The sequence below is a fragment of the Pseudaestuariivita atlantica genome, assembly GCF_001205715.1.
Classification (GTDB): Bacteria; Pseudomonadota; Alphaproteobacteria; order Rhodobacterales; family Rhodobacteraceae; genus Pseudaestuariivita; species Pseudaestuariivita atlantica.
In genome coordinates this window covers 472,605-496,412 of record NZ_AQQZ01000001.1, presented here as the reverse complement: position 1 = coordinate 496,412, position 23,808 = coordinate 472,605, and the positions used below count along the sequence as shown (strand labels likewise).

Sequence of the window (23,808 nt, the reverse complement as noted above, 5' to 3'; positions counted from 1 at the left end):
AAAAGTGTCACGAGGGTGAACAATGCGTTGCAAATTTCTGCAGCGCGTAGCGGTCGGTCATGCCGGCGATGTAGTCGCTGACATGGCGCGCGCGTAGCGTGGCGTCACCGGTGTCGGCCTCTTCCGACCAGCGGCCCGACATGTCCTCGGGATGGGCCAGGTAATGCGGGAAGAGCGCGTTGACGACGCGGGTCACGCGTTCGCGTTCATCCATGACTTGAGGAGCGCGGTACATGTTCTTGAAAAGAAACGCGCGTATGACTTTAAGGTCTTCCCACTTCGCGGCGGAAAACGCGATCACCGGGCGGCCCAGATGGCGGATTTCGGCGGCGCTTTGCGCGCCAGAGTCCCGCAAGAGATCGCGGGAGGTCACGATCACGTCGCTGACCATGTCGCCGAAGACGCGGCGCAGCGCCTCGTGCCGCCGACGCCGCCAGTTAAGGCCCGGCCACGCCGCGTCCACCTCGGCATAGGCGGGGCCGACGATCGGCAGATGCGCGACGTCGTCGTCGGAAAACAGTTCCGCCCGCAAACCGTCCTGCAGATCGTGGTTGGTATAGGCGATGTCATCCGACAGGGCGGCGATCTGCGCCTCGGCACTGGCATGGGTGTGCAGTTCAAGGTCGTGGCGCGCATCGTATTCGGCCAGCGCATAGGGCAGATCACCCGTGACCGGACCGTTGTGCTTGGCAATGCCTTCGAGCGTTTCCCATGTCAGGTTCAGCCCGTCGAAGGCGGCGTAATGCTGTTCGAGCGAGGTCACGATCCGCACCGTCTGCGCGTTGTGATCGAACCCGCCATAGGGTTGCATCAGCGCATCCAGCGCGTCCTCACCGGTATGTCCAAACGGCGTGTGGCCAAGGTCATGGGCCAGCGCCACCGCCTCGGTCAACTCGTCGTTCAGACCCAGCGCGCCCGAGATCGTGCGCGCGACCTGCGCCACCTCGATCGAGTGGGTCAGGCGCGTGCGATAGACGTCGCCTTCATGTTCGACGAAGACCTGCGTCTTGTGCTTCAGCCGTCGGAAGGCCGTGGAATGGATGATCCGGTCACGATCGCGCTGAAAGCACGAGCGAAACGCGCTTTCATCCTCGTGCACCAGACGCCCGCGGGATCCCTTGGGATCGCAGGCAAAGGGGGCTGCCATGATCTGCCTCGCGTCTTGTGGCGCGTTATGGTGGTCTTATATAAGGAAAGTCCGCACGTGAACACCAAGGTTGCGACCATGCAATTGCCTCCATCCGTCACCCCCCGCGCGTTCGACCGCCTTGCCGAGATCGGCGCCGCCGACCAAGGACAGGCGCTGCGCGTCGCCGTCGAAGGCGGCGGCTGTTCGGGGTTCCAGTACGACATCCGGCTCGATACGCCCTGCGAGGATGACCTGAAGCTGGAAGGCAACGGGCAGGTCGTGGTGGTGGATTCGGTGTCCCTGCCCTTCCTTGCGGGTGCGGTGATCGATTTCTCGGACGAGTTGATCGGGGCGCGGTTCGTGATCGACAATCCCAATGCCACGGCCTCTTGCGGCTGCGGCACCAGTTTCTCGATCTGATCAGCCGCGGGCGAGGGCCGCGCGTTCCGGCATCAGCTGGTCCCAGAGCAGGTAAAGCCCCGAGGACACGACCACCGCCGCCCCGGCATAGACCTGCACGCCCGTGACCTCGCCGAAGACGGCCGAGCCAAGAAGCGTCATCCAGACGAATTGCAGGTTCATCAGCGGCGTGGCGACATGCGCGGCAAGGTGGCGCAGGGCCACGACCAGCATCCAGCGCGCAACGAACAGAAGCACCGCATAGGCCACGATCAGGATGGCGTCCTCCGGCCCCATCGGGCGCCAGACGAATGGCAGGGCCAGCCCCATCGTGAGGCACAGCGCGGCATTGGGGTAGAAGACCTGCGCCAGCGCGTTCGTCTCGTACCGCCCGATATAGCGTGCGAGCACCATGGAGGCCGTGCCAAGCGTGGCGGCGGCAAAGGCGATCCCGTGGCCCCAAGTGACGGCGGCGACGCCGTCGGGGAACAGGCACAAGACGCCGATGAACCCGGCCAGAAGCGCGATCCAGACGGGCAAGCGCACCTCTTCCTGCAGGATCGGCCCAGCCATCAACGCGGCCAGAAGCGGGATCAGGCCGATGAAGATGAAGACCTCGGCAAAGGGCAGAAGGCGGAAGGCGAAGAAGAATGCGACCGAGGCGAGCACGGTGAAGCCCGCGCGCAGCGCCATCGCGCGCGGGCAGGACGTGGCGAGCCCCTGCCCCGCACCGCCCAGGGGCACGCCCGGCACCCGCGCCCCGATGGCCGACAGCGCAACGACGATCGCGCCCGAGAAGAAGAACAGCTGCGGCGGCGCGAAATCCGCCGCGAATGCCTTGGTGATCGCGTCCGCTCCGGCGATCACGGCGGTATAGGCGACGATCAGGACCGCGCCCAGCGTCGCGGTGGCGCGGATCATGCGCCGAACCCGCTGTCGAGCCCGCTGGGCACCGCACCCCAAGGCAGGGCCCGCGCGAACACGTCGAAGAAGGCCGCGAAATCGGGAGAGGTTTCAGCGACATGCGCAAGGTGCAGGCCCGCGTCGTGGCTGAGCGCCCCGTCGAGCCGCCGCTGCATCACCTCCCAGTCGCCGGTGCGGGCGGGATCGTGCATCAGCGCCTGGCTCACCTCGCGCAAGGCATGGACGGAGGGGCCCGGAACAAGGAAATCCACCGCGCCTTCGCCGATCTCTCCACCGAACTGCGCGCCACCGGTCAGGCCGGCATGCCACTGGGTCACCAGATAGGGGTGATAGCCGTCTGCCACCGGTGTGCCGTCCTGCGGCAGCACGCGGGACGCGGCCACGAAGCGCGCCAGCCAATCCTCCCACCCGGCGGGCGGCGTCCAGCCGCCGAACCGCAGCGCGACGCAGATTTCCGACAGCAGGTCGGCATTCATTTCCAGCGCGGCGAGCGTGCCCGCGTTTTCAAGGCTGCGGCGCACGGCGTCGGGCAGGTCCGGCGCGCGTCGTCCGTATTCGGACAGGTAGAAGACGATATGCGTGAGTTCATACGCCGCCTTCTTGTTCGGCAGCGCGAAGGTTTCGGGCCGCGAGGCGAAGACGATCAACCTGTCGGTCAGGCCGGGATCCTTCACCGGGTCGATCCCGCGCCGCAGCATGAGGCGCCGCGCCTCGGCCCGTTGCAGATCGCTCAACTCGGCAGCGACAAGATCGCGGTCGCGCGCGAACTCGGCCAGTTGCAGACCCGTCTCTCCACCGCCGCGCAGCGCTTCGAGGTCCAGCACCATGCCAAGGAAGAAGCGGTAATATTGCGGGAAATAGGCCATGCGTTCGGCCGCGCGCGCGTAGAAATCGTCATAGACTTCAAGCGCATCGTCTGAGACGTCGAGCGGCCCGGTTTCCAGCACGTTGAGGAATTCGGCGTTTTCCTTCAGCCACAACACGTCCTCGCCGAACCGGCGGTGACGGGCGAAGCTGTGCGACAGGCGCCAGGCGCGGTCATCGGCTGTGGTGGCGCGCGGTTTGAAATCGACGGCAACGACGTTGGACATGGCGGATTCCTCGGGAAATTCTGGACGTCGGACAAAAAAAGGGTGTCCGGTGACCCGGACACCCCCAGCACAAGGCGCGCTTACATCGAGGTCGTGAAGGCCTCGGTCGCGTCACCGGCCTCGGCATCGGAACCCGACACCATCGAGGTGGTGAACAGCTGCGCGCCTTCACCCGCACCTGCATCCGTGCCGGACACCATCGACGTGGTGAACGCCTCGGTCGCTTCGCCCGCGGCGGCGTCCGAACCCGAGACCATCGACGTGGTGAACGCCTCGGTCGCTTCGCCCGCAGCGGCGTCGGAACCGGAGATCATCGACGTGGTGAACGCCTCGGTCGCTTCACCTGCTGCCGCGTCCGAGCCCGAGATCATCGACGTGGTGAACGCCTCGGTCGCTTCGCCCGCTGCGGCGTCGGAACCGGAGATCATCGACGTGGTGAACGCTTCGGTCGCTTCACCTGCGGCGGCGTCGGTGCCGGAGATCATCGACGTGGTGAAAAGCTGTGCGCCTTCGCCGGCGCCTGCATCGGTGCCCGAGATCATCGAGGTGGTGAACGCTTCGGTCGCGTCACCTGCGGCGGCGTCGGTGCCGGACACCATCGAGGTGGTGAAAAGCGCCGTTTGCGCGCCGCCATGCAGCGTCGCGTCTGCCGAAACCATGCTTGTCGTGAACAGGTCGACCCCGTCGCCAGAGAGCGCATCTGCGCCGGTGGTAACGATTTCTTCACGGACGGTGGTTGTCTTAAGCTGTGCCATTCGAGAGCCTCCCAGAAGTGGACTTGAGTGCGTGTGTGCTAACGTCGGAAAGGCTTGCACGGCCCGATTGAATTACAAATGTTAATTTCTTGTTAAGGTAGTTTTCCACATGGTTTCAGACAGTTAAAACACCCCACATGCGGTTGAGAATCCGGCGGGTTCAGCTTTCACGTGTGTGAAGAAATTTTCTTATCCACATCCGGTTAATAATTAGGATCGGTGCGGCCCCACCGTTCGAATCGTTAACGTTTTGTTAACCATTGCGAGACGCCCCAACTCGCCAGAATCGGGTGGCGATTCGGGGGGAGGTGCCGCGCGCTCTTGCCCTGATCGCCCGTGTGCGGGATAGATCGGGCATCGAAAAGGGGCCGCCATGAAACTCGCAACCTTCAACATCAACGGGATCAAGGCGCGCGCGCCGGCGCTGGCCGAGTGGCTGGACGAGGCGCAACCCGACGTCGCGGTGTTGCAGGAGATCAAGTCGGTCGACGAGGCCTTCCCGCGCGAGATGTTCGAGGATCGCGGCTATGCCGTCGAAACCCACGGCCAGAAATCCTTCAACGGGGTGGCGATCCTGTCGAAACTGCCGCTGGAGGACGTGACGCGCGGCCTGCCCGGCGATGACGAAGACGACCAGGCCCGCTGGATCGAGGCGACCGTGGTGGGCAAGACATCTTTGCGCATCTGCGGGATGTACCTGCCCAACGGCAACCCCGCGCCCGGCCCGAAATACGATTACAAGCTGGCCTGGATGGAGCGGTTGCACGCGCGGGCACAGGACCTGCTGAAGTCAGAGGAACCGGCGCTGATGACGGGCGATTTCAACATCATCCCGCAGGCCGAGGATGCCAAGACGCCGGATGCGTGGCGCGACGACGCGCTGTTTCGCCCCGAAAGCCGCACCGCGTTCCGCCGGATCGTGAACCTTGGCTTCACCGATGCCTTCCGCGCCCGCACGTACGGGCCGGGGCATTATTCGTTCTGGGATTACCAGGCCGGCGCGTGGCAGCGCGACAACGGCATCCGGATCGACCACGTGCTGCTGTCGCCCGAGGCGGCGGACCTTCTGAAAGACTGCAAGATCGACGCCTATATCCGCGGCAAGGAAAAGCCGTCGGACCACGTGCCCGTCTGGGTGGAACTGGACATCTAGGCAGACATGAAAAAGGCCCCGCGCGGGGGCCTTTCGGATCACGGTACCGGACGATCAGTCGTCGCGGTGGACCTTTTCGCGCCGCTCGTGACGCTCTTGCGCTTCGAGGCTCATCGTGGCGATCGGGCGCGCATCGAGGCGTTTCAGCGAGATCGGCTCACCCGTCACCTCGCAATACCCGTACTCGCCCTCGTCGATGCGGCGCAGGGCGGCGTCGATCTTGGCGACCAGCTTGCGCTGGCGGTCGCGGGTGCGCAGTTCCAGCGCGCGGTCGGTCTCTTCGCTGGCGCGGTCGGCCACGTCGGGAATGTTGCGGGTGCCGTCCTGAAGGCCCTGGATCGTGTCCCGGCTTTCATCCATCAGATCGGCTTTCCATGCGAGCAGTTTCCGACGGAAATACTCCACCTGGCGTTCGTTCATGAACGGCTCGTCCTCGGCCGGGCGGTAATCCTCGGGAAGGAACGTTTCTGCCTTCATTGTTGTATCCTTGTCCAGCGTCGTCACAGCATCGATTCTGGTCTTGTTCCAAGGGACTTGGCATGGGTCCCCTTGCTCGTGGCGCCTCCCTACCGGACAGTCTGCCCCTTGTCACTAGCAATTCGCACTGGCACAGAGCGCGGGGCGCGCACGGGCGCATCACGAATTGGAGACCTGCGGGGGACATGGCGATGAAGTTCGAAGGCACCAAGGCCTATGTTGCGACCGACGACCTGACCATTGCCGTCAATGCCGCCGTCACGCTGGAACGGCCGCTTCTGGTCAAGGGAGAGCCGGGCACCGGCAAGACCGAACTGGCCCGCCAGGTGGCCGAGGGGCTGGGCCTGAAGATGATCGAGTGGAACATCAAGTCCACCACCAAGGCGCAGCAGGGTCTTTACGAATACGACGCCGTCAGCCGCCTGCGCGACAGCCAGCTGGGCGATGCCAAGGTGCAGGACGTGTCGAATTACATCCGCCGCGGCAAGCTGTGGCAGGCCTTTGATGCCGATGAGCGCGTGGTGCTGCTGATCGACGAGATCGACAAGGCCGATATCGAGTTTCCGAACGACCTGTTGCAGGAGCTCGACCGGATGGAGTTCCACGTCTACGAGACAGGGGAGACGGTGCGCGCCAAGGTGCGGCCCATCGTCATCATCACGTCGAACAACGAAAAGGAGTTGCCCGACGCCTTCCTGCGCCGCTGCTTCTTCCACTACATCCAGTTCCCCGACACCGAAACGATGCGCAAGATCGTCGAGGTGCATCACCCCGGCATCAAGTCGGACCTGTTGAACACCGCGCTGACGCAGTTTTACGAGGTGCGCGACACGCCGGGGCTGAAGAAGAAGCCGTCGACCTCGGAGGTGCTCGACTGGCTGAAGCTGCTTCTGGCCGAGGATCTGGCACCCGAGGACCTCAAACGCTCGGGCGCGAACGCCCTGCCCCGCCTGCACGGCGCGCTGTTGAAGAACGAACAGGACGTGCACCTGTTCGAGCGGCTTGCTTTCATGGCGCGGTCGGGCCGCTAAAGCCGAACGCCGCCATGGAATGTGGCGCCCATGAGGCGCGTGCCTTTCCGTGGGCCGCCCCAGCACGTCAACCTGCGCGAGAAAACTTGCGAAAACGCAACAGTTTCGCGGTTGTGCGCGGCATTGGTTACGAAACCGCAAAAATGCCCTATAGTCCTCGCAAATAAAACAGGGTCGAACCCGAAAACGGGCGGCACCTGATAACGAGCAGATGGCAGGCAAATGACCGCTGAACGCACTGGGAGAGTGCGCGCCCTGACCCGGGAGGACCGGGACGTCTGGGCGCGGCTTTGGACCGATTACCTGGCTTTCTATGAAAGCGCGGTGGACGCGCCCGTGTATGACAGCACCTTCGATCGGCTCCTGGGATCGGACCCCCGCGACTTCAACGCACTGGTGTACGAGGTGGATGGCCAAGTCATTGGACTTGTTCACTATCTCTTCCATCGCCATGCGTGGAAGATCGAAGAGGTCTGTTATCTTCAGGATCTGTACGTCGCCCCCGAAGCACGCGGCACCGGCGCCGGCCGCGCCTTGATCGAGGCGGTCTATGCCGCCGCCGACACCCACCGCGCCCCGTCCGTCTACTGGCTTACTCAGGACTTCAACGAAACCGCGCGCCAGCTTTACGACCGCATCGGTCGGCTGTCGCCGTTCATAAAGTACCAGAGGGCCTGAATGCGTCAGTACCGTCGTTTCATCCTGCCACTCTACCTGCTGCTGGGCGCATGTATGCCCGTGACCCCGGCAGAGGTTCCCTCCCGCGCGGCCACAACCGCGACGGGCCTGCCCCCGATCAAGACCTTCGCGGTGCCGCGCCCCGTCCCGGCACAGCGGTCGAACACCGATATCGCCCGCGATTTCCTCGAACTCAGCTTCAAGCTGGAATCGGGCCGCGACATCCCCGTCTTTACCCGGTTCGAGGGACCGATCACCGTGCGCGTCACCGGCGCGCCGTCCTCGAACCTGCAATCGGACCTGAACCGCCTGCTGCACCGTCTGCGGGCCGAGGCGCGGATCGACATCAGCCAGACCGCCACGGGCCCCGCCAACGTCACCATCGAAAGCGTGTCGCGCGCCGATATCCGCCGCGCCCTGCCGATGGCCGCCTGTTTCGTGGTGCCGAACGTATCGAGCCTTGCCGAGTATCGCCGCGCCCGCCGGTCGCCTGCCGTCAACTGGCTGCGCCTGCGCAAGCGCGAGAAGATCGCGATCTTCGTGCCCAATGACGCGCCGCCGCAAGAGGTGCGCGACTGCCTGCACGAGGAACTGGCGCAGGCGCTGGGGCCGCTCAACGACCTCTACCGCCTGCCGGATTCGGTCTTCAACGACGACAACGTGCACACGGTTCTGACCGGGTTCGACATGCTGATCCTGCGCGCCTATTACGACCCGGCGCTGCGCAACGGCATGACCCGGCGCGAGGCGGCGCTGAAGATCCGCGACATCCTCGCCCGCATCAATCCGCAGGGCGCGAACCGTCCCTCGCACCGGCTGGAACGCACGCCGCGCCTGTGGATCGAGGCGGTGCAGACAGCGCTTGGCCCCGGTGCGAAATCGGCGCAGCGCCGCCGCGCCGCGGCCGAGGCGTTGCAGATCGCGGCCGCGATGGGGTGGCAGGATCACCGCCGCGCCTTCTCGCATTATGCGATGGGCCGCCTGAACCAGCTGTCCGACCCCAAGGCTGCCGAGGCCGAGTTCCGCAAGGCCAATGCGTACTACGCGCGGTCGAACGACACCTCGCTGCACCGCGCCTATGTCACCTCGCAACTCGCCGCCTTCGCGATCTCGTCCAACGAGCCGCGCACCGCGCTGGAAATGCTGGGGCCGTCGATCCAGATCGCAGCGCGGCATGAAAACGCCGCCCTTCTGGCGACGCTGATGATGCTGCAGGCCGAGGCGCTGGACCTTGAAGGCCGCGCGTCCGAGGCGCAGAGGATCCGTATGGACAGTCTGGGCTGGGCACGTTACGGGTTCGGCCCGGAATGGGCGGTGCGGTCCAAGCTGCGCGAGATCAGCGCGCTGAACCCGCTGAAACGCCCGAGGTTGTAAGCGGAGCCACACCCATGCCTTTTGCCCTGACCGGTCTTGTCCTCGGCGCGATCTGGGGAGGGCTGACAGCCTATCGGCGCAAGGGCAAGCTGGTCGACATCCTGCAATACGCCGCCGGGTTCGGCATCCTGTTCGCGCTGATCGGGCTGACCCTTTCGGTCACGATCTTCCGCATCGCCAGCTGAGAGGGCGCGCGGGGTCGGGCCCTGGTTCCGACGGGTGCAGACGGGCCGCGGTACGTCGATCCCGCCTGTCCGCTTCACGGTTTATGCCCGCCAAGTCCGCACGCCGCCCAAGCGGAGCACCAGGACCTGCCATATCGACGTGCCGGGGGGCGGCCCGTCGATGCGCGGCGGCCTGCGGCCTTGATTCCGCGCGGGTTTGGCGCGTTCCCTCCCGATCTGGTGCGTGCTAAACCCCGCCCCATGTTCGTGCCCTTCTTCGAAACCCTGCGCCGCACCGGCGTGCCCGTCTCGCTGCGCGAGTACCTGTCCTTCCTCGACATGATGGATGCGGGGCTGGCGACCTATGACGTCGATGCCTTCTACTACCTCGCCCGCGCCGCGATGGTGAAGGACGAGCGCAACCTCGACAAGTTCGACCGCGCCTTTGCCGAGATGTTCCAGGGACTTGAAAAGATCTCGTTCGAGGAGATGGTGCAGGCGGTGGACCTGCCCGAGGAATGGCTGAAGAAGCTCGCCGAGAAGACGCTGTCGCCCGAGGAAATGGCCGAGGTCGAGGCGATGGGCGGGTTCGACAAGCTGATGGAGACGCTGAAGAAGCGGCTCGAAGAGCAGAAGGGCCGTCACCAGGGCGGCAACAAGTGGGTCGGCACCGCCGGCACCTCTCCCTTCGGCGCCTATGGCTACAACCCCGAAGGCGTGCGCATCGGGCAGGACGGATCGCGGCACAAGCGCGCGGTGAAGGTCTGGGACAAGCGCGAGTTCCGCAACCTCGACGGCGATGTCGAACTGGGCACGCGCAACATCAAGGTGGCGCTGAAACGCCTGCGCAAATGGGCCCGCGACGGGGCGGCGGACGAGTTGGACCTCGACGGCACGATCCGCGCCACCGCCGAACACGGCTACCTCGACGTGCAGACGCGCCCCGAACGCCGCAACGCCGTGAAGGTCTTGTTATTCCTTGATATCGGCGGGTCGATGGACGCCCACGTGCAAGTGCTGGAAGAGCTGTTTTCCGCCGCGCGGAGCGAGTTCAAGCACCTCGAAGTCTTCTATTTCCACAACTGCCTCTACGAAGGCGTCTGGCGCGACAACCGCCGGCGCTGGCAGGAACAGACGCCCACCTACGAGGTGATGCGCACCTACGGGTCGGATTACAAATGCATCTTCGTGGGCGACGCGTCGATGTCACCTTACGAGATCGCCTATCCCGGCGGCGCGAACGAGCACTGGAACGCCGAGGCCGGACAGGTCTGGCTGCAACGCGCGCGCGACCAGTGGCCATCGCACCTGTGGATCAACCCCACGCCGGAACGGCACTGGGGCTATACCCAGTCGATCGGAATGATCCGTGACCTTTTCGAGGACCGCATGGTTCCGATGACGCTGTCGGGCCTTGAAGACGGCATGCGGCAGTTGACCCGGTGACCCCGCCGCTTTTCGAGCGATCCGAATATGCCGACCGGCAGGCGCGGGCCCGCGCGGCCTTGCGCGAGGCGGGGCTTGACGCGCTGCTGGTTTTCGCCCCGGAAAGCATGTTCTGGCTGACGGGCTATGACACGTTCGGCTTTGCCATGTTCCAGTGCATGGTGCTGCGCGCCGATGGCGGGATCGACCTGCTGACCCGCCTGCCCGACCTGCGGCAGGCGCAGAACACCTCCGTCCTCGCTGACGACCAGATCCATGTGTGGAGCGAGGTCGAAGGCGCGAACTCCGCGCAGGACCTCGCCGAACTGTGCCGCATGCGCGGGCTTGCCGGCGCGCGCATGGGGATCGAGACGCAGACCGCCGGGTTGACTCACTGGAACGGCCAGGCGGTCGCCGCCGCCCTCCCCGGCCTTGTCGAGGCCTCGTCCCTGATCCGCACCCTGCGCCACGTCAAATCCCCCACTGAGCTGGCAATGATCCGGCGCGCGGCGGAATTGTCCGACGATGCGCTCGACGCGGCTCTGGCCACGGCGGGACCGGGCGCGTTCGAGGGCGATATCCATGCCGCGATGCAATCGGCGATCCTGTCGGGCGGAGGCGAGCCTGCGGGCAACGAGACGGTGATCGGATCGGGGCCGAACGCGCTTCTGTGCCGCTCCTATGCCGGGCGCAGGCATCTGGACGCGGAGGACCAGTTGACGCTGGAATGGTCCGGCAGTTTCGGCCGCTACCACGCCGCGATGATGCGCACGATCGTGATCGGCACACCGAGCGACACGCACAAACGGATGCACGCGGCCTGTGACGAGGCACTCGCCGCCTGCGAGGCCGCGATCCGCCCCGGTGCGCCGATGTCGGATGTCTATGACGCGCATGCGCGGGTGTTCGATGCGCACGGGTTTGCGGAAGCGCGACTGCAGGCCTGCGGCTACGGCATGGGCGCCGTCTACAACCCGATCTGGGTCGAGTTCCCGATGTTCTACGCGGGCAACCCGCTGCCGATGCAGGTGGGACAGGTGTTTTTCCTGCACATGATCCTGATGGACAGCGCCATGGGCTGCGCCATGACCCTTGGCCATTCGGTCGAGGTGACAGAAACCGGCCCGAAACGGCTGTCGCGTCACGGGACACACCTGCTGACCGCGTGATCCCCTGTGACACCCTGTTGCGCTTGTCGTGGCATGGCAAGCCGCCCATATTCAGGACATGTTGAAAGTCGCCCCGATCCTTCTGGCCGTGCTTTACGGCCTTGTCATGTACCGCTTCTCGGTCTGGCGGACGAAACGCGAGCTGGACGAGCGCTCGACCGAACTGGCGGATGCCGGGTTGAAGCGGCTGATGGACCGGATGGCGGCGGCGCTCGACCTGCCGCGCATCCGTGTTTTCATCTACGAGATCGATCCGGTGAACGGTCTGGCGGCGCCGGACGGGCGGATCTTCATCACGCGCGGGTTCTATCGCAAGTACCAGCAGGGCGAGGTCACGGGTGAGGAGATGGCGAGCGTGATCGCCCACGAACTGGGCCACGTGGCGCTGGGACATGCGCGGCGCCGGATGATCGACTTCTCGGGCCAGAACGCGCTGCGCACGGCGCTTGCGCTGGTCCTGTCGCGGTTCATTCCGGGCATCGGCGTGTGGATCGCGAACGGTTTGACCTCGCTTCTGGCGGCGCGGATGTCGCGGAGTGACGAATACGAGGCGGATGCCTATGCCGCTGCACTGATGACCAAGGCCGGTTTCGGGGTCGAACCGCAGAAGACGCTGTTTACCAAGCTGGAGGCGCTGACTCAGTCGCGCGCGGGCGCGGTACCCGCGTGGCTGATGAGCCATCCCAAGACGGCGGAGCGGGTTGCCGCGCTGGAGGCGCTGGAGGCGAAGTGGGGCGCGTGAAAGCAGTTGCGTGACCTTGCAGACGGGCCGCGGTGCGTCGATCCGACGGCACTGCTGCTCGGTTTATGTTTGCCAAGTCCGTGCGCTGCTTTAGCGATGCGCCAAGACCAGCCAGATCGACGTGCCGTGCGGGCGGCCCGTCCCCTCTCATCGATTTTTCGCAGAAAAATCGACTGCCGGGCCATGGATGCGCGGCGGCCTGCGGCCTTGATTCCGCGCAAAGTCTCAGTTCTAACTGTTCAGACGGGCCGCGGTGCGTCGAACAGTCAGTTCCGCTGCTCGGTTAATGCCTGCCAAGTCCGTGTGCTGCTTTAGCGACGCACCAAGATCAGCCAAATCGACGTGCCGGGGGGCGGCCCGTCGATGCGCGGCGGGCTGAAGCCCTTGAATCCGCGCGGTGACACGGATCAACCGGTCGCTAAGCAGCCAGCGCCTTAGCGAGCCTTGGAAGGCGGGCCTTTTTCAATAGCGGGCGCATCTCCCATGACTGGCCCGACAGGCGGTTGGCGTCGGCCAAAACCGCTTCGGCAGCGGCGCGGACGGGATCAGGTGACGCCTCGAAACAGCCGATCAAAAGCGCGTCGGGGTCGACGCGGGACAGGCCCTCTTCGGCCAGAACGCCACGCGGGAAATCGCGGGCATTCAACGTCACGATCCCGTCCGCCGAACTTGCCACCGCCGCCGCCAGCACGTGCACGTCCGCCGCGTCCGGCAACCACAACCGCGATTCAAGCGAGGGCGCCCATGTCACCTGCGCGTCGGGCCACGCGGCGGAGGTAAGCGCGATCTCGGCCTCCGCCTGCGCCACGCCGGCAGGCCCCAGCTTGACCGCCGCGCGGCGCCATTCCTCGAGGATCCGCGCGGACCAGAGCGGTGTGAACGCCCCCGTCGCCGCCACGCCCAGCAGAACCTGCCGCATCACGGTCGGGTAAAGCACGCAGGTGTCGAGGACGAGCTTCATAGCGCGAAGAACAGCGCCTTGAGATAGCCGGTTTCGGCCAGCTGCGGCAGGACCGGATGGTCCGGCCCGGCAAACCCCTGATGGATGATCCGTCCCTGCCGCCCGGCCCGCCCGATCCCGCGCGCGGAGGTCGCGCGGAACGCCGACAGGTCGGCAGCGTGGGAACAGGAGCACAGCCCCAGCACGCCGCCGGGCGCGACCAGCGGCGCGGCAAGGCGCGCGACGCGTTCATAGGCCCGCAACCCCGCATCGAGCGCGGCCTTGGTCGGCGCAAAGGCGGGCGGATCACAGATCACGACGTCGAAGGTTTCGCCCTCGGTCCCCAGTTGTTCCAGCACGGTGAAGGCATCGCCCTTGCGGGTGCCGAACCGGTCGGCCACGCCCGAGGCCTCTGCCCCGTCGCGCGACAATTGCAAAGCGGGACCGCTGGCATCGACGGCGAGCGCGCTGGCGGCGCCGCCCGCAAGGCAGGCCAGCCCGAACCCGCCCACATGGCTGAACACGTCCAGCACCCGCGCGCCCCGCGCGACAGAGGCGGCGAAGGCGTGGTTGGGGCGCTGGTCATAGAACAGGCCGGTCTTTTGCCCGCCGGTCAGGTCCGCCATGTAGGTCGCCCCGTTCATCGGCACCGGCACCGGCGCGTCGGGCGCGGTGCCCAAGAGCACGGCCGGTTCGTCATCGAGCCCTTCCAGCGCGCGGGTCCGCCCGCCCGCGTTCTTGAGGATCGTGGCCACGCCCGTGACCTCGGCCAACGCGGCGGTCAGCGCCTCGATCTGCACCTCGGCCCAGGCCGCGTTGGGCTGGATGATGCAGGTATCGCCGAACCGGTCGACCACCACGCCGGGCAACCCGTCGGCCTCGGCATGGACGAGGCGGTAGAAGGGCGCATCGAACAGCCTTTCGCGCAGGGCCAGTGCCGCGCGGAACCGCTCCGCCATCCATGCCCGGTCGATCACGGCGGTCGCGGACCGGTCGAGCATGCGCCCGGAAATCTTGGAATCGGTATTCACGGCGACCACGCCCAGCGGGCGGCGCGCATCGTCTTCCAGAACGGCGAAACCGCCCGGCGCGATCTTGCGCGCCCGGCGGTCCAGCACCAGTTCGTTCTGGTAGACCCAAGGATACCCATGGCGGATGGCGCGGGCGTTTGCCTTGGGTCGCAGGCGCAGGGCGGGATAGGTCGGGGCCGTCATGGGCCCCTGATAATCGCGCCCGGCGTGGTTGGAAAGCCGGTTAGAGCCGCGCGCCCATCGTGTCGAGTTCGTCGATGATGCGCCCCGCGATCCAGTGCACCAGCGTGCGCCGGTCGAGGTTCAGCTGCTGGCCTGCCCGCAGCTTCATGCGCACCGTGCGCGATGCCCCCACCAGCCGCCCGGTATGGGGATCGACCGGTTGCAGGCGAAACGCGATGGTTTGCGGACGTTTCACGTTGGTCGTGGTGTCCGGAAACCGCAGCACCGTCACGTCCAGCCGCACCGGCCGCGACACCTTCCACAGCGGCAAGACCCGGTCGAGGCTATCCTCGAACAGGCCCGCCACCTGCATCTGGCTATGCGGCAGGTGTGCCGTCACGCGGCTTTGCACCATGGCCTGTTGCGTCATGCCATAGGCGGTGCCAAGCGACGTCTGCGCCTCGGCCCCGGTTGTCAGAAGCGCAAAGGCAGCCACGGCCCCGGCGCGCATCCATTTGCTCATCATTGCTCTGCCCTTTCCTCGGATCCGCCTGCTTGATTGGTGCGACGGTTGAAACAGAGTGTCGCCGGGAAACGTGCAAATATTGAGGCAATCTGCAGGTAAAGTTGCGAAATCGGTGCCAATCGGCGCCCTGCCCCGCGATTGGTCCCCGATCCTGCATCAATCGCCCGCGACAGTGCGACACGCGCCTGCCGGCTTGCATTGATGCGTGGCGTGGCGTAGGTGGCAGGCAACTGTTAGCGCTATCATCGCGTTTGACCACCTCAGGACCAAAGCCGGAGCCTGCCCCATGCCCCTCGACGCCACCATCGCCCGCGTGACCGACCGCATCCGCGAACGGTCTGCTGACAGCCGCAGCGCCTACCTCGCCAAGATCGAAGCCGCACAGGAGGCAGGCGTGCGCCGCGCGCATCTGAGTTGCGGCAACCAGGCCCATGCCTATGCGTCGATGGGCGGCGACCAGGCGCGGCTGCTGGAAGAGCGCGCCCCGAACCTCGGGATCGTGACGGCCTATAACGACATGCTGTCGGCACATCAGCCGTTCAAGGATTTCCCCGATCTCATCAAGGCAACCGCGCGGGCACAGGGTGCAACTGCGCAGGTCGCAGGCGGCGTGCCGGCGATGTGCGACGGGGTCACGCAGGGCCAGCCGGGGATGGAGCTGTCGCTGTTCTCCCGCGACGTGATCGCGCTGGCGGCGGGCGTGGCGCTCAGCCACAACACGTTCGACGCCGCACTTTACCTTGGCGTCTGCGACAAGATCGTGCCGGGGCTCATCATCGCGGCGGCGACCTTCGGGCACATCCCGGCGGTGTTCCTGCCCGCAGGGCCGATGCCCTCGGGCCTGTCGAACGACGAAAAGCAGGCGGTGCGCAAGAAGTTCGCCAAGGGCGAATGCGACCGGGCCGAGCTGATGGCGGCAGAGATGGCGAGTTACCACTCGCCCGGCACCTGCACCTTCTATGGCACCGCGAATTCCAACCAGATGCTGATGGAGTTCATGGGGCTGCACCTGCCCGGCGCCTCCTTCGTCAATCCCGGCACCCCCTTGCGCGATGCGCTGACCGTGGCGGGCACCGAACGCGCGCTGGAGATCACGGCGCTTGGCAATGCCTATCGCCCGGCGGGCGTGATATTGGACGAGCGCGCCTTCGTGAACGGGATCGCGGGGCTGATGGCGACCGGCGGGTCGACGAACCTTGTCCTGCACCTGCCCGCGATGGCCCGCGCGGCGGGGGTCGAGTTGCGGCTGGAGGATTTCGCCGACATCTCCAGCGTCGTGCCGCTGATGGCGCGCGTCTATCCCAACGGCATGGCCGACGTGAACCATTTCCACGCTGCGGGCGGGCTTGGCTATATCATCGGCGGGCTGCTGAAGGCGGGGCTGCTGCATGAAGACGCCGCGACCATCATCGGCGACGGGATGGAGGCGTATACACAGGAACCACGGCTTGACGGCGACCGCGTCACCTATGTTCCCGGCCCGACCGAAAGCCTCAACGACAGGATCGTGCGCCCCGCGACGGACCCGTTCCAGAAGACCGGCGGCGTGTCGTCGCTTGACGGCAATCTGGGGCGCGGGATCATCAAGGTGTCTGCCGTGGCCGAGGACCTGCGCGTGATCGAGGCACCGGTGCGCATCTTCCACGATCAGGAGGCCGTCAAGGACGCGTTCCGCGCGGGCGCGTTCACCGAGGACACGGTGGTGGTCGTCCGGTTCCAGGGCCCGGCGGCCAACGGGATGCCCGAACTGCATTCGCTGACGCCCACGCTGTCGGTGCTGCTGGATCGCGGGCTGAAGGTGGCGCTGGTGACCGACGGGCGCATGTCGGGTGCCTCGGGCAAGGTGCCCGCGGCGATCCACGTCGCGCCCGAAGCGGCCAAGGGCGGTCCCATCGCCAAGCTGCGGGACGGGGACAGGGTGCGGGTGGACGCCACCACCGGGACGCTGGACTGTCTTGAGCCCGGTTTCGACGACCGACGCCCGGTCACCGAGGACCTGGGCGCGAATGCGCTTGGCTTGGGCCGGGAAATGTTCGAAGTGTTCCGCCGGAACGCCGGGATGGCCGATACCGGAGCCGGTGTCGTCGTCTGACCGCGACACGGATAAACGAGCAGAAGGACCGCCCCATGACCCCGTTGGAAGCCAGCACCCAGACGATGGAAATCTGCCGGATGGCACCGGTGATCCCGGTCCTGGTGATCGAGGATCCCGCCAAGGCGCGGCCCCTGGCCGAGGCGCTGGTGGCGGGTGGCCTGCCCGCGCTTGAAGTCACCCTGCGCACGCCCGCCGCGCTCGACGTGATCGCGGCCATGGCCGAGGTGCCGGGCGGTGTCGTCGGAGCCGGGACGCTGCTGACGCCCGACGACGTGCGCGCGGCCAAGGCCGCGGGCGCGACCTTCGGCGTGTCACCGGGCGCGACCGACCGGCTGCTGGATGCCTGCGAGGCCGAGGGCCTGCCGCTCTTGCCCGGTGCCGCCACGGCCAGCGAGGCGATGCAGCTTCTGGAGCGTGGTTTTTCGGTGCAGAAGTTCTTCCCCGCCGAGGCGGCAGGCGGAGCGGCGGCGCTGAAAGCCATCGGCGCGCCGATCCCGCAAGTCACCTTCTGCCCAACCGGCGGCGTGACGCCCGCGAACAAGGGCGATTACCTCGCGCTTCCGAACGTGGTTTGCGTCGGCGGAAGCTGGGTCGCGCCCAGGGACAAGGTCGCGGCAGGCGACTGGGCCGGGATCGAGGCGCTGGCCCGCGAGGCCCGCGCCTGACGCCGCCGCGCATCGTGTAGGTCGGCTGCTCGTCAGCCGACCCCCTTCGCGGTCAGCTGTCGAGGTGCAAATAGACCCGGCGGTTCTGGCGGCCCTTCTTCTCGAACTTGCCGAGCCTCAGCGCGCCGATCTCGCCCGTGCGGGCCACGTGGGTGCCGCCGCAGGGTTGCAGATCGACCTGTTCGTCGCCCTCCCCGATACGGATCAGGCGCACCGTGCCCGCGCCCTTGGGCGGCGCGACCGACATCGTCTTCACGAGATCCGGCTGCCGCGCGAGGTCCGCTTCGGAAATCCAGTCCTCGGTCACCCGCAAGTCGCGATCGACAAGGTCGGTCAGAAGCGCCTGCAGCGCGTCGCGGTCCTGCGTCATCTCGGGCATGTCGAAGTCGAGCCGCCCCTTCTCGGCCGAGATCGCACCACCGGTGACCGGCAGCGGTATGACGACCGACAGAAGGTGCAGCGCCGTGTGCACGCGCATGTGGCGGTGGCGGCGGTCCCAGTCCAGTTGCTGCACCACCGTCGCGCCCACCGGCGGGAGCCGTCCCGGCTCTCCCGGCACCAGCGCGATGTCGCCGGTGTCGCGCACCTTCACGGCGGTCGCGATGGGCAGGCTGTTGCCTTCCCACGTGACCGTGCCGCTGTCGCCCGGCTGGCCGCCGCCCGTGGCGTAGAAGAGGCTTGCATCGCACAGGATGCCGCCCTCGGCGGTGTGGCCCAGCACGGTGGTTTCGGCCTCCCGCTGGTAGGGATCGCTGCGGAACAGCAGGTCTGTCATGGCGTGGCCCTCGTCTGCGCGCCGGTTACGCGTCGCCGGTGGATCCGCTGCCGCCCTCGCCGGGCGGGCTTGCGGCCTCGGCCTCCTCGTCCTCGGTGTTGGGCGGTGTTTTGCCCGGTTGCGACAGCCCTGCCAAGTCCTGCGCGTTGCGGATCCAGATATCGCGCTGCGCGAAGGGGATCTCGATCCCTTCCTCGGCAAACCGCTTGGCGATCTCGTGGTTCATGTCGTTCCGCACGGCGACCAGCCAGTTGATGTCGCGGATGATGGCGCGGATGCGGAATTCCAGCGCATCCGCGCCGAAGGCCATGAAATCCGCCGCTGGTGCGGGCGTCAGCAGGACCATCGGGTGATTGCGCGCGATGTCGAGCAGGATCTCCTCGACCTTGCGGGTATCGGTGCCATAGGCCACGCCCACCGGCACCAGCACCCGGCCCACCTGGCTGCCGCGCGTCCAGTTGATCACGTTGGACGAGATCAGGTCCGCGTTGGGAACGATCACGTCGGTGCGGTCGAACGTCTCGATCCGGGTGGAGCGGACCGAGATGTCCTTGACGATGCCCATGTAGCCGCCGACCTCGATCCAGTCGCCCTCGGCGATGGGCCGTTCGATCAACAGGATGATGCCCGAGACGAAGTTCGACACGACGGTCTGCAGGCCGAACCCGATTCCGACCGACAGCGCGCCGGCCACGATGGCGAGCGACGACAGGTCGATGCCCGCGGTGGTGATCGCCATCAGCGCGGCGACGAAAATCCCGACATATCCGAGGCCGGAAATGATCGCGTTCTGCCCGCCGGTATCGATCTTGGTGCGCGGCAGGACCGAGGTGCGCAACGCCCCCTGCGCCAGCCGCGTGATCATGAAGCCGACCACGAAGACGATGATGAAGGTCAGGAAGTCGGTGGGCGAAATGCGGGTGTCACCCAGCTGGAACCCGGCGCGGAACCGCGACCACATCTCGGTCAGGTCGGCGACACGCGCGCCCCAGATCAGCGACAGGGGCGGAATGATCGCCAGCGTCAGGAGGAAGTTGGCAAGGATCGGCAGCAGGCTGTCGGCATCCGGCGCGCGGAACACGAAGCGATAGATCGCCCGCGTCAGCGTGTGCAGTACCAACAGAAGCCCCAGCAGACCCAGCGTCAGGACCGAAGGCGACACGATGCGGTCGGCCGCCGTGTCATAGCCGATGATCGCAAGGATCGGGCCGACCACGCCGACGACAGAGGTCGCCCGCGCGATGAACCGCACGAGGCGGCCGCGCAATTGCCGGTCGGCGGCCTCGTTGCTGCCATCGGTCTCGCTCGACGTGTCATGCACGCGGCGCATGGCACCAAGCAGAAGCAGACCGAAGCGGAACAGGATCAGGCCCGTCAGGACGGTCACCGGCGCCTGCAGGATCGCCACCGTCGTTTCGGAATAGCGGTCGAACCCGCCCATTTCGACGATCGCCTCGCGCACGACGTACAAAACGGCAAGCGCGGTGACATAGGTGCGCGCCTCAGCCCGCTGTGCGGACGTGCCGGGCAGGATCGCGACCTCGGCATCATGGTTGAACAGCCGGTCCCCCAGCCAGCGCGCGGCAAGGATGATCGCGCCCCAGATCGGCACGCTGGTCAGGATGAACGTGCCGCGCAACCCGAAGAGCCCGGTGGCGAACATCGCCTCGGTCAGGAAATAGAGACCGATCAGCGGTAGGAAGATGCTGCCCAGCGACACCAGCATCGCCCACAAGGTCGCCCCGCGCCCGGACTGCTGGAACAGGAAGGCTTCGAGCCGGGCCATCCAGAACCGGCCCCGCAGCACCAGCGAAGCCGCGATCAGGAGATAGGCGACGATCAACGGCAGGTTGCGGCGCAACTCGGCACGCTGAGCCTCGGATTGCCACGCCCGCACGACCTCGCGCCCGATGGTCGCCGCCGAGGTCGACAGGCTTGTCAGCGCCGCAGTCCAGTTCGCGGGGTTGAGCGGCGACGGCCCGATCGTGAACAGCGCGTCGGCCTGTCGTTCGCGGATCGTGCGGTCGATCTCGGTCACGAGGCCGTTGGCACGGGAATAGGCCTCTTCGGCGCGCCGCACGGGCGCCAGCAGTCGTTCCAGCTGGTCGTTCAGGTCGGCACGCCGGGCGACGATGTCGGCGGCCTCGGTCTCTCCCTCGGCGGGCTTGGGGCCAAGCGCCGCGATCTGGTCCCGCAGGGTCTTGATCCGCGCGGCGTTGGTGTTCTGCGCGGCAAGGAAACTCTCGCGGAAGGTCACGATCTGCGCGCGCAGCGATTCCAGCGCGGTCGATGACGCGCGCCCCAGTTCCAGCGTCGCCTCTGCCCGCTCCGCCGTCGAGGCCCAGGCCTCGTAATCCGGCGGTTCGGCCGTTGCGGCAGGCTGCGCGACCGCCATCGCGGTCGACAGGATCAGCGCGACAAGCAGGGCGGCCAGTCGCCGCAACAGGTGGTGCGGGGTGAAAACGGCGCTCATGCCTCGACGAAAACCTCTGGAATGTCGGCGCTGTCCTCGGTCATCCAGTCCGGCACCGGAAGGTCCTTGGAACGCAGGAAATCGGGATTGTAGAGCTTGGACGCGTACCGCGTGCCATAGTCGCACAGGATCGTCACGATGGTGTGGCCCGGCCCCATCTCACGCGCCATGCGGATCGCGCCGGCGATGTTGATGCCGGTCGAGCCGCCCATGCACAGCCCCTCGTGGCGCAGCAGGTCGAAGACGATCGGCAGCGCCTCGGTATCGGGGATCTGGAAGGACATGTCGGGCGTGAACCCTTCGAGGTTCGCGGTGATGCGCCCCTGCCCGATGCCTTCTGTGATCGAGCCGCCCTCGGATTTCAGCTCACCCGTGGTGTAATAGCTGTGCAGCGCCGCGCCCATCGGATCGGCGAGGCCCACCTTGACGCCATTGGGCTGCAGGTACGCGCCCATGCCCGCCACGGTGCCGCCCGACCCGGCGGCGCAGATGAAGCCGTCGACCTTGCCGCCGGTCTGTTCCCAGACTTCCGGCCCGGTCGTGTCGATATGTGCCTGCCGGTTGGCGACGTTGTCGAACTGGTTGGCCCAGATCGCGCCATTGGGCAGCGTCGCGGCCAGCTTTTCCGCAAGACGGCCCGAATAGCGCACGTAGTTGTTGGGATTGCGGTAGGGCGCCGCTGGCACCTGCACCAGTTCCGCCCCGGCGAGGCGGATCATCTCTTTCTTCTCTTCGCTCTGCGTCTCGGGGATCACGATGACGGTCTTGTAGCCCATCGACGCACCTACCAGCGCAAGGCCAATGCCGGTATTGCCTGCGGTGCCTTCGACAATCGTGCCGCCCGGTTGCAGCGTGCCCCGCGCCACCGCGTCGTTGATGATCGACAGCGCCGCGCGGTCCTTGACCGACTGGCCGGGGTTCAGGAACTCGGCCTTGCCATAGATATCGCAGCCCGTCGCCTCGGACGCGGCGGTCAGGCGGATGAGGGGCGTTTTGCCGACCGCGTCGGCAAGGTTGCGGGCGATGCGCATGGGCGGGCTCCTTGGGCTTTGGCCACCGGTCTACGCCCGGCGCTGGCGGGGTTCAAGCGGCCCCGGCCTCTGCCCGCAGCCGCGCGCGGTGCCGTGCAAGCCAGAGGCCCATCAGGACAAGCGGACCGGCGACGAACCCGTCGCCATCGATCCGGGCCAGGAAATCCTCGGCCGGGAAGAGGTGTGACCGGATGTCCTCCGCCTCGCTGTCGAGCCCGCCCTGCCCCGTCACGTCGTCCGGCAGGTCGGCCAGACCCACGAACTTGTGAAAGAACTCGGTGCCCGCGCCGGGTGACGGATGGGCGCGGCAGACGACGTGCAGCGCGCCCAGATCCAGCCCCGCCTCTTCCCGCGCCTCGCGGCGGGCGGTCTCTTCGGCGGTCTCTCCGGGATCGATCAGGCCGGCGATGGGCTCCAGCACCCACGGGTTGGCCGAACCGCGCGCGGCGGCGCCGATGCGGAACTGTTCGACCAGCAGCACCCGGTCTCGCACCGGATCATAGGGCAACAGGAGCGCGGCGTCCGAGGACAGGAAGACCCCGCGCGTCACCGTGTCCGACATCGAGCCGTCGAACCGCGGGAATCGCAGGTCGTATTCGTGCATCGCGAAGAAATCGGCATAGGCGTGGCGGTGATGGTCGATCTGCACGCGCGCCTTGGTCGGCGGCTGGCCCATGTCGCGCGGTCCCTCGCCGCGCGCCCCCAGCCGCGCCCAGGCCCGCATCCGCATCATCGGCAACATCCGCGCAACGCGCGCGGGTGGTTTGCGGTCGTGCCACGCCAGCAACTCGCCCATCGCCTCGGCGAGAATGCGGCCCGCATGTTTGGTCCAGTCGGCGGGCACCGGCGCGGTCGCCTCGCCCACGACGGGCGCGGTGCCGACCAGCGGATCGGGCTGGTCGTGGCCGGTGAGAATGGTCAGAAGGCGCGCGATGCGCAGGGCCTCTTCGGGCGCGAGACCGCGGAAATCGACCGCCTCGGTCTCGGCCCCGTCACGCGGCACGAAGACCGGCACCTCGGCCGCCCCGTGCAGCCGCGTGACGTAGTTCTTCAGGGTGACGCGGCGCAGCGGGTGATCGGCATCGACCACGTGCGACACAAGAAACACCCACGCAAGATCGGCGGGCAGCCGCAGGTCGGCCATGTCAGCGCCAGCGCCGGGCGGCGAACTCCGCGGCGATGCCCGACACGATGCCGCCGACGATCAGCGTCATCCAGATCTCGACCGTGGACATCAGGAAGAAATACTCGATGGACAGCTCGAACACGGCGGTCACGGCCTCGACCGGGCCGTCGTAGCGGTTCTTCATGGCGAGCGCGATCATCTCGTTCGCGCCCTGCAGGCCGAGGCCCCAGAGCACCATCAGCGCCATGCCGGTGATGCCGATGCCGATGGCGGCGGACATGCCCCCGCCCGCGCGGCTGCCGATGAACACCCAGCCGACGATCGCGCCGATCACGGCGTTCACCACGCTGAACCAGCCGAAGGCGGTGATCACCTTCGCCTCGGTCACCAGCGGTTTGATGAGTTCGGACACATACCAGCCGAGCGCCCCGAGGCAGACGGCGGCGACAAGCTTGGCGGCGGTGGGAAACATG

At 66.8% G+C, this 23,808-nt stretch carries 24 protein-coding genes; 11 read left to right on the top strand and 13 right to left on the bottom strand.

Annotated features, from left to right (window positions below; all coding sequences use genetic code 11):
- Window positions 1–7: 7 nt before the first annotated feature.
- Window positions 8–1,147 (bottom strand): deoxyguanosinetriphosphate triphosphohydrolase, encoded by a 1,140-nt coding sequence (locus tag ATO11_RS02415; protein WP_050529210.1) that lies wholly within the window; start codon window positions 1,145–1,147, stop codon window positions 8–10.
- A gap of 78 nt (window positions 1,148–1,225) precedes the next feature.
- On the opposite strand from ATO11_RS02415, the gene ATO11_RS02410 reads away from it, so the two are divergent.
- Window positions 1,226–1,549 (top strand): HesB/IscA family protein, encoded by a 324-nt coding sequence (locus ATO11_RS02410; RefSeq protein WP_050529423.1) that lies wholly within the window; start codon window positions 1,226–1,228, stop codon window positions 1,547–1,549.
- Here ATO11_RS02410 and ATO11_RS02405 read toward each other — a convergent pair whose 3' ends face one another.
- From ATO11_RS02405 to ATO11_RS21630, 3 genes are all read right to left on the bottom strand, one after another.
- A complete protein-coding gene (locus ATO11_RS02405) occupies window positions 1,550–2,449 on the bottom strand; it encodes a DMT family transporter (RefSeq protein ID WP_050529209.1) in 900 nt (299 codons plus the stop codon). It abuts the gene before it with no gap.
- Entirely contained in the window at window positions 2,446–3,543 is a 1,098-nt protein-coding gene (locus ATO11_RS02400) for a DUF6902 family protein (RefSeq protein WP_050529208.1), read from the bottom strand. Before ATO11_RS02400 ends, ATO11_RS02405 begins: the two co-directional genes overlap by 4 nt.
- Window positions 3,544–3,623: 80 nt before the next feature.
- Window positions 3,624–4,298 (bottom strand): DUF6749 family protein, encoded by a 675-nt coding sequence (locus ATO11_RS21630; RefSeq protein WP_110553516.1) that lies wholly within the window; start codon window positions 4,296–4,298, stop codon window positions 3,624–3,626.
- A gap of 373 nt (window positions 4,299–4,671) precedes the next feature.
- Between ATO11_RS21630 and xth the strand changes: the two genes are divergently transcribed.
- Complete coding sequence (gene xth / locus ATO11_RS02390; RefSeq protein WP_050529207.1) at window positions 4,672–5,451, top strand: exodeoxyribonuclease III; 780 nt, start codon at window positions 4,672–4,674, stop codon at window positions 5,449–5,451.
- 54 nt (window positions 5,452–5,505) lie between these two features.
- Here the strand turns inward: xth and dksA are convergent, their stop codons facing one another.
- Window positions 5,506–5,928 carry an RNA polymerase-binding protein DksA gene (dksA, locus tag ATO11_RS02385; protein WP_050529422.1) on the bottom strand — a complete coding sequence of 141 codons (423 nt, stop codon included), beginning with the start codon at window positions 5,926–5,928 and terminating at the stop codon, window positions 5,506–5,508.
- A 191-nt stretch (window positions 5,929–6,119) separates the two neighbouring features.
- Here dksA and ATO11_RS02380 point away from each other — a divergent pair, with 191 nt between their 5' ends.
- The 7 genes from ATO11_RS02380 (at window position 6,120) to ATO11_RS02355 (ending at window position 12,511) form a co-directional block, all read left to right on the top strand.
- Window positions 6,120–6,959 (top strand): AAA family ATPase, encoded by an 840-nt coding sequence (locus ATO11_RS02380; protein WP_050529421.1) that lies wholly within the window; start codon window positions 6,120–6,122, stop codon window positions 6,957–6,959.
- 222 nt (window positions 6,960–7,181) lie between these two features.
- The gene (locus tag ATO11_RS02375; RefSeq protein ID WP_050529206.1) at window positions 7,182–7,637 is read left to right on the top strand and encodes a GNAT family N-acetyltransferase; all 456 of its coding nucleotides are present in this window, start codon (window positions 7,182–7,184) and stop codon (window positions 7,635–7,637) included.
- On the top strand, window positions 7,638–9,011 hold the full coding sequence (locus ATO11_RS02370; RefSeq protein ID WP_050529205.1) for a DUF2927 domain-containing protein: 1,374 nt from the start codon (window positions 7,638–7,640) through the stop codon (window positions 9,009–9,011).
- Between the two features lie 14 nt (window positions 9,012–9,025).
- On the top strand, window positions 9,026–9,196 hold the full coding sequence (locus tag ATO11_RS22020; RefSeq protein ID WP_165586918.1) for a hypothetical protein: 171 nt from the start codon (window positions 9,026–9,028) through the stop codon (window positions 9,194–9,196).
- A 240-nt stretch (window positions 9,197–9,436) separates the two neighbouring features.
- Window positions 9,437–10,621 carry a vWA domain-containing protein gene (locus ATO11_RS02365; protein WP_050529204.1) on the top strand — a complete coding sequence of 395 codons (1,185 nt, stop codon included), beginning with the start codon at window positions 9,437–9,439 and terminating at the stop codon, window positions 10,619–10,621.
- The gene (locus ATO11_RS02360) at window positions 10,618–11,769 is read left to right on the top strand and encodes a M24 family metallopeptidase (RefSeq protein WP_050529203.1); all 1,152 of its coding nucleotides are present in this window, start codon (window positions 10,618–10,620) and stop codon (window positions 11,767–11,769) included. The genes ATO11_RS02365 and ATO11_RS02360 overlap by 4 nt, the downstream gene beginning before the upstream one ends.
- Before the next feature lie 58 nt (window positions 11,770–11,827).
- Window positions 11,828–12,511, top strand: a complete 684-nt coding sequence (locus tag ATO11_RS02355; protein ID WP_050529202.1) for a M48 family metalloprotease — start codon at window positions 11,828–11,830, stop codon at window positions 12,509–12,511.
- Window positions 12,512–12,929: 418 nt separating this feature from the next.
- On the opposite strand, the gene ATO11_RS02350 is transcribed toward ATO11_RS02355, so the two are convergent.
- Genes ATO11_RS02350 through ATO11_RS22015 form a run of 3 tightly spaced genes read right to left on the bottom strand, consistent with a single transcriptional unit; the run spans window position 12,930 to window position 15,167 of the window.
- Entirely contained in the window at window positions 12,930–13,472 is a 543-nt protein-coding gene (locus ATO11_RS02350; RefSeq protein WP_050529201.1) for an RSP_2648 family PIN domain-containing protein, read from the bottom strand.
- Window positions 13,469–14,665, bottom strand: a complete 1,197-nt coding sequence (locus ATO11_RS02345) for an RSP_2647 family RNA methyltransferase (protein WP_050529200.1) — start codon at window positions 14,663–14,665, stop codon at window positions 13,469–13,471. Before ATO11_RS02345 ends, ATO11_RS02350 begins: the two co-directional genes overlap by 4 nt.
- A 40-nt stretch (window positions 14,666–14,705) precedes the next feature.
- Entirely contained in the window at window positions 14,706–15,167 is a 462-nt protein-coding gene (locus ATO11_RS22015) for a DUF6778 family protein (RefSeq protein ID WP_165586917.1), read from the bottom strand.
- A 289-nt stretch (window positions 15,168–15,456) separates the two neighbouring features.
- On the opposite strand from ATO11_RS22015, the gene edd reads away from it, so the two are divergent.
- Window positions 15,457–17,262, top strand: a complete 1,806-nt coding sequence (gene edd, locus ATO11_RS02335) for a phosphogluconate dehydratase (RefSeq protein ID WP_050529198.1) — start codon at window positions 15,457–15,459, stop codon at window positions 17,260–17,262.
- A 35-nt stretch (window positions 17,263–17,297) separates the two neighbouring features.
- Complete coding sequence (gene eda / locus ATO11_RS02330; protein ID WP_050529197.1) at window positions 17,298–17,930, top strand: bifunctional 4-hydroxy-2-oxoglutarate aldolase/2-dehydro-3-deoxy-phosphogluconate aldolase; 633 nt, start codon at window positions 17,298–17,300, stop codon at window positions 17,928–17,930.
- Window positions 17,931–17,982: 52 nt separating this feature from the next.
- Here the strand turns inward: eda and ATO11_RS02325 are convergent, their stop codons facing one another.
- Genes ATO11_RS02325 through ATO11_RS02305 form a run of 5 tightly spaced genes read right to left on the bottom strand, consistent with a single transcriptional unit; the run spans window position 17,983 to window position 23,807 of the window.
- Window positions 17,983–18,705: an alanyl-tRNA editing protein gene (locus ATO11_RS02325; RefSeq protein ID WP_050529196.1), complete on the bottom strand. Its 723-nt coding sequence runs from the start codon at window positions 18,703–18,705 to the stop codon at window positions 17,983–17,985.
- 25 nt (window positions 18,706–18,730) lie between these two features.
- On the bottom strand, window positions 18,731–21,178 hold the full coding sequence (locus ATO11_RS02320; protein WP_082176097.1) for a DUF3772 domain-containing protein: 2,448 nt from the start codon (window positions 21,176–21,178) through the stop codon (window positions 18,731–18,733).
- The gene (locus ATO11_RS02315; RefSeq protein ID WP_050529195.1) at window positions 21,175–22,209 is read right to left on the bottom strand and encodes a cysteine synthase A; all 1,035 of its coding nucleotides are present in this window, start codon (window positions 22,207–22,209) and stop codon (window positions 21,175–21,177) included. Before ATO11_RS02315 ends, ATO11_RS02320 begins: the two co-directional genes overlap by 4 nt.
- Before the next feature lie 52 nt (window positions 22,210–22,261).
- Complete coding sequence (locus ATO11_RS02310; RefSeq protein ID WP_050529194.1) at window positions 22,262–23,353, bottom strand: NUDIX domain-containing protein; 1,092 nt, start codon at window positions 23,351–23,353, stop codon at window positions 22,262–22,264.
- 1 nt (window position 23,354) lies between these two features.
- Window positions 23,355–23,807 carry a TrgA family protein gene (locus ATO11_RS02305; protein WP_050529193.1) on the bottom strand — a complete coding sequence of 151 codons (453 nt, stop codon included), beginning with the start codon at window positions 23,805–23,807 and terminating at the stop codon, window positions 23,355–23,357.
- Between the last annotated feature and the right edge of the window lies 1 nt (window position 23,808).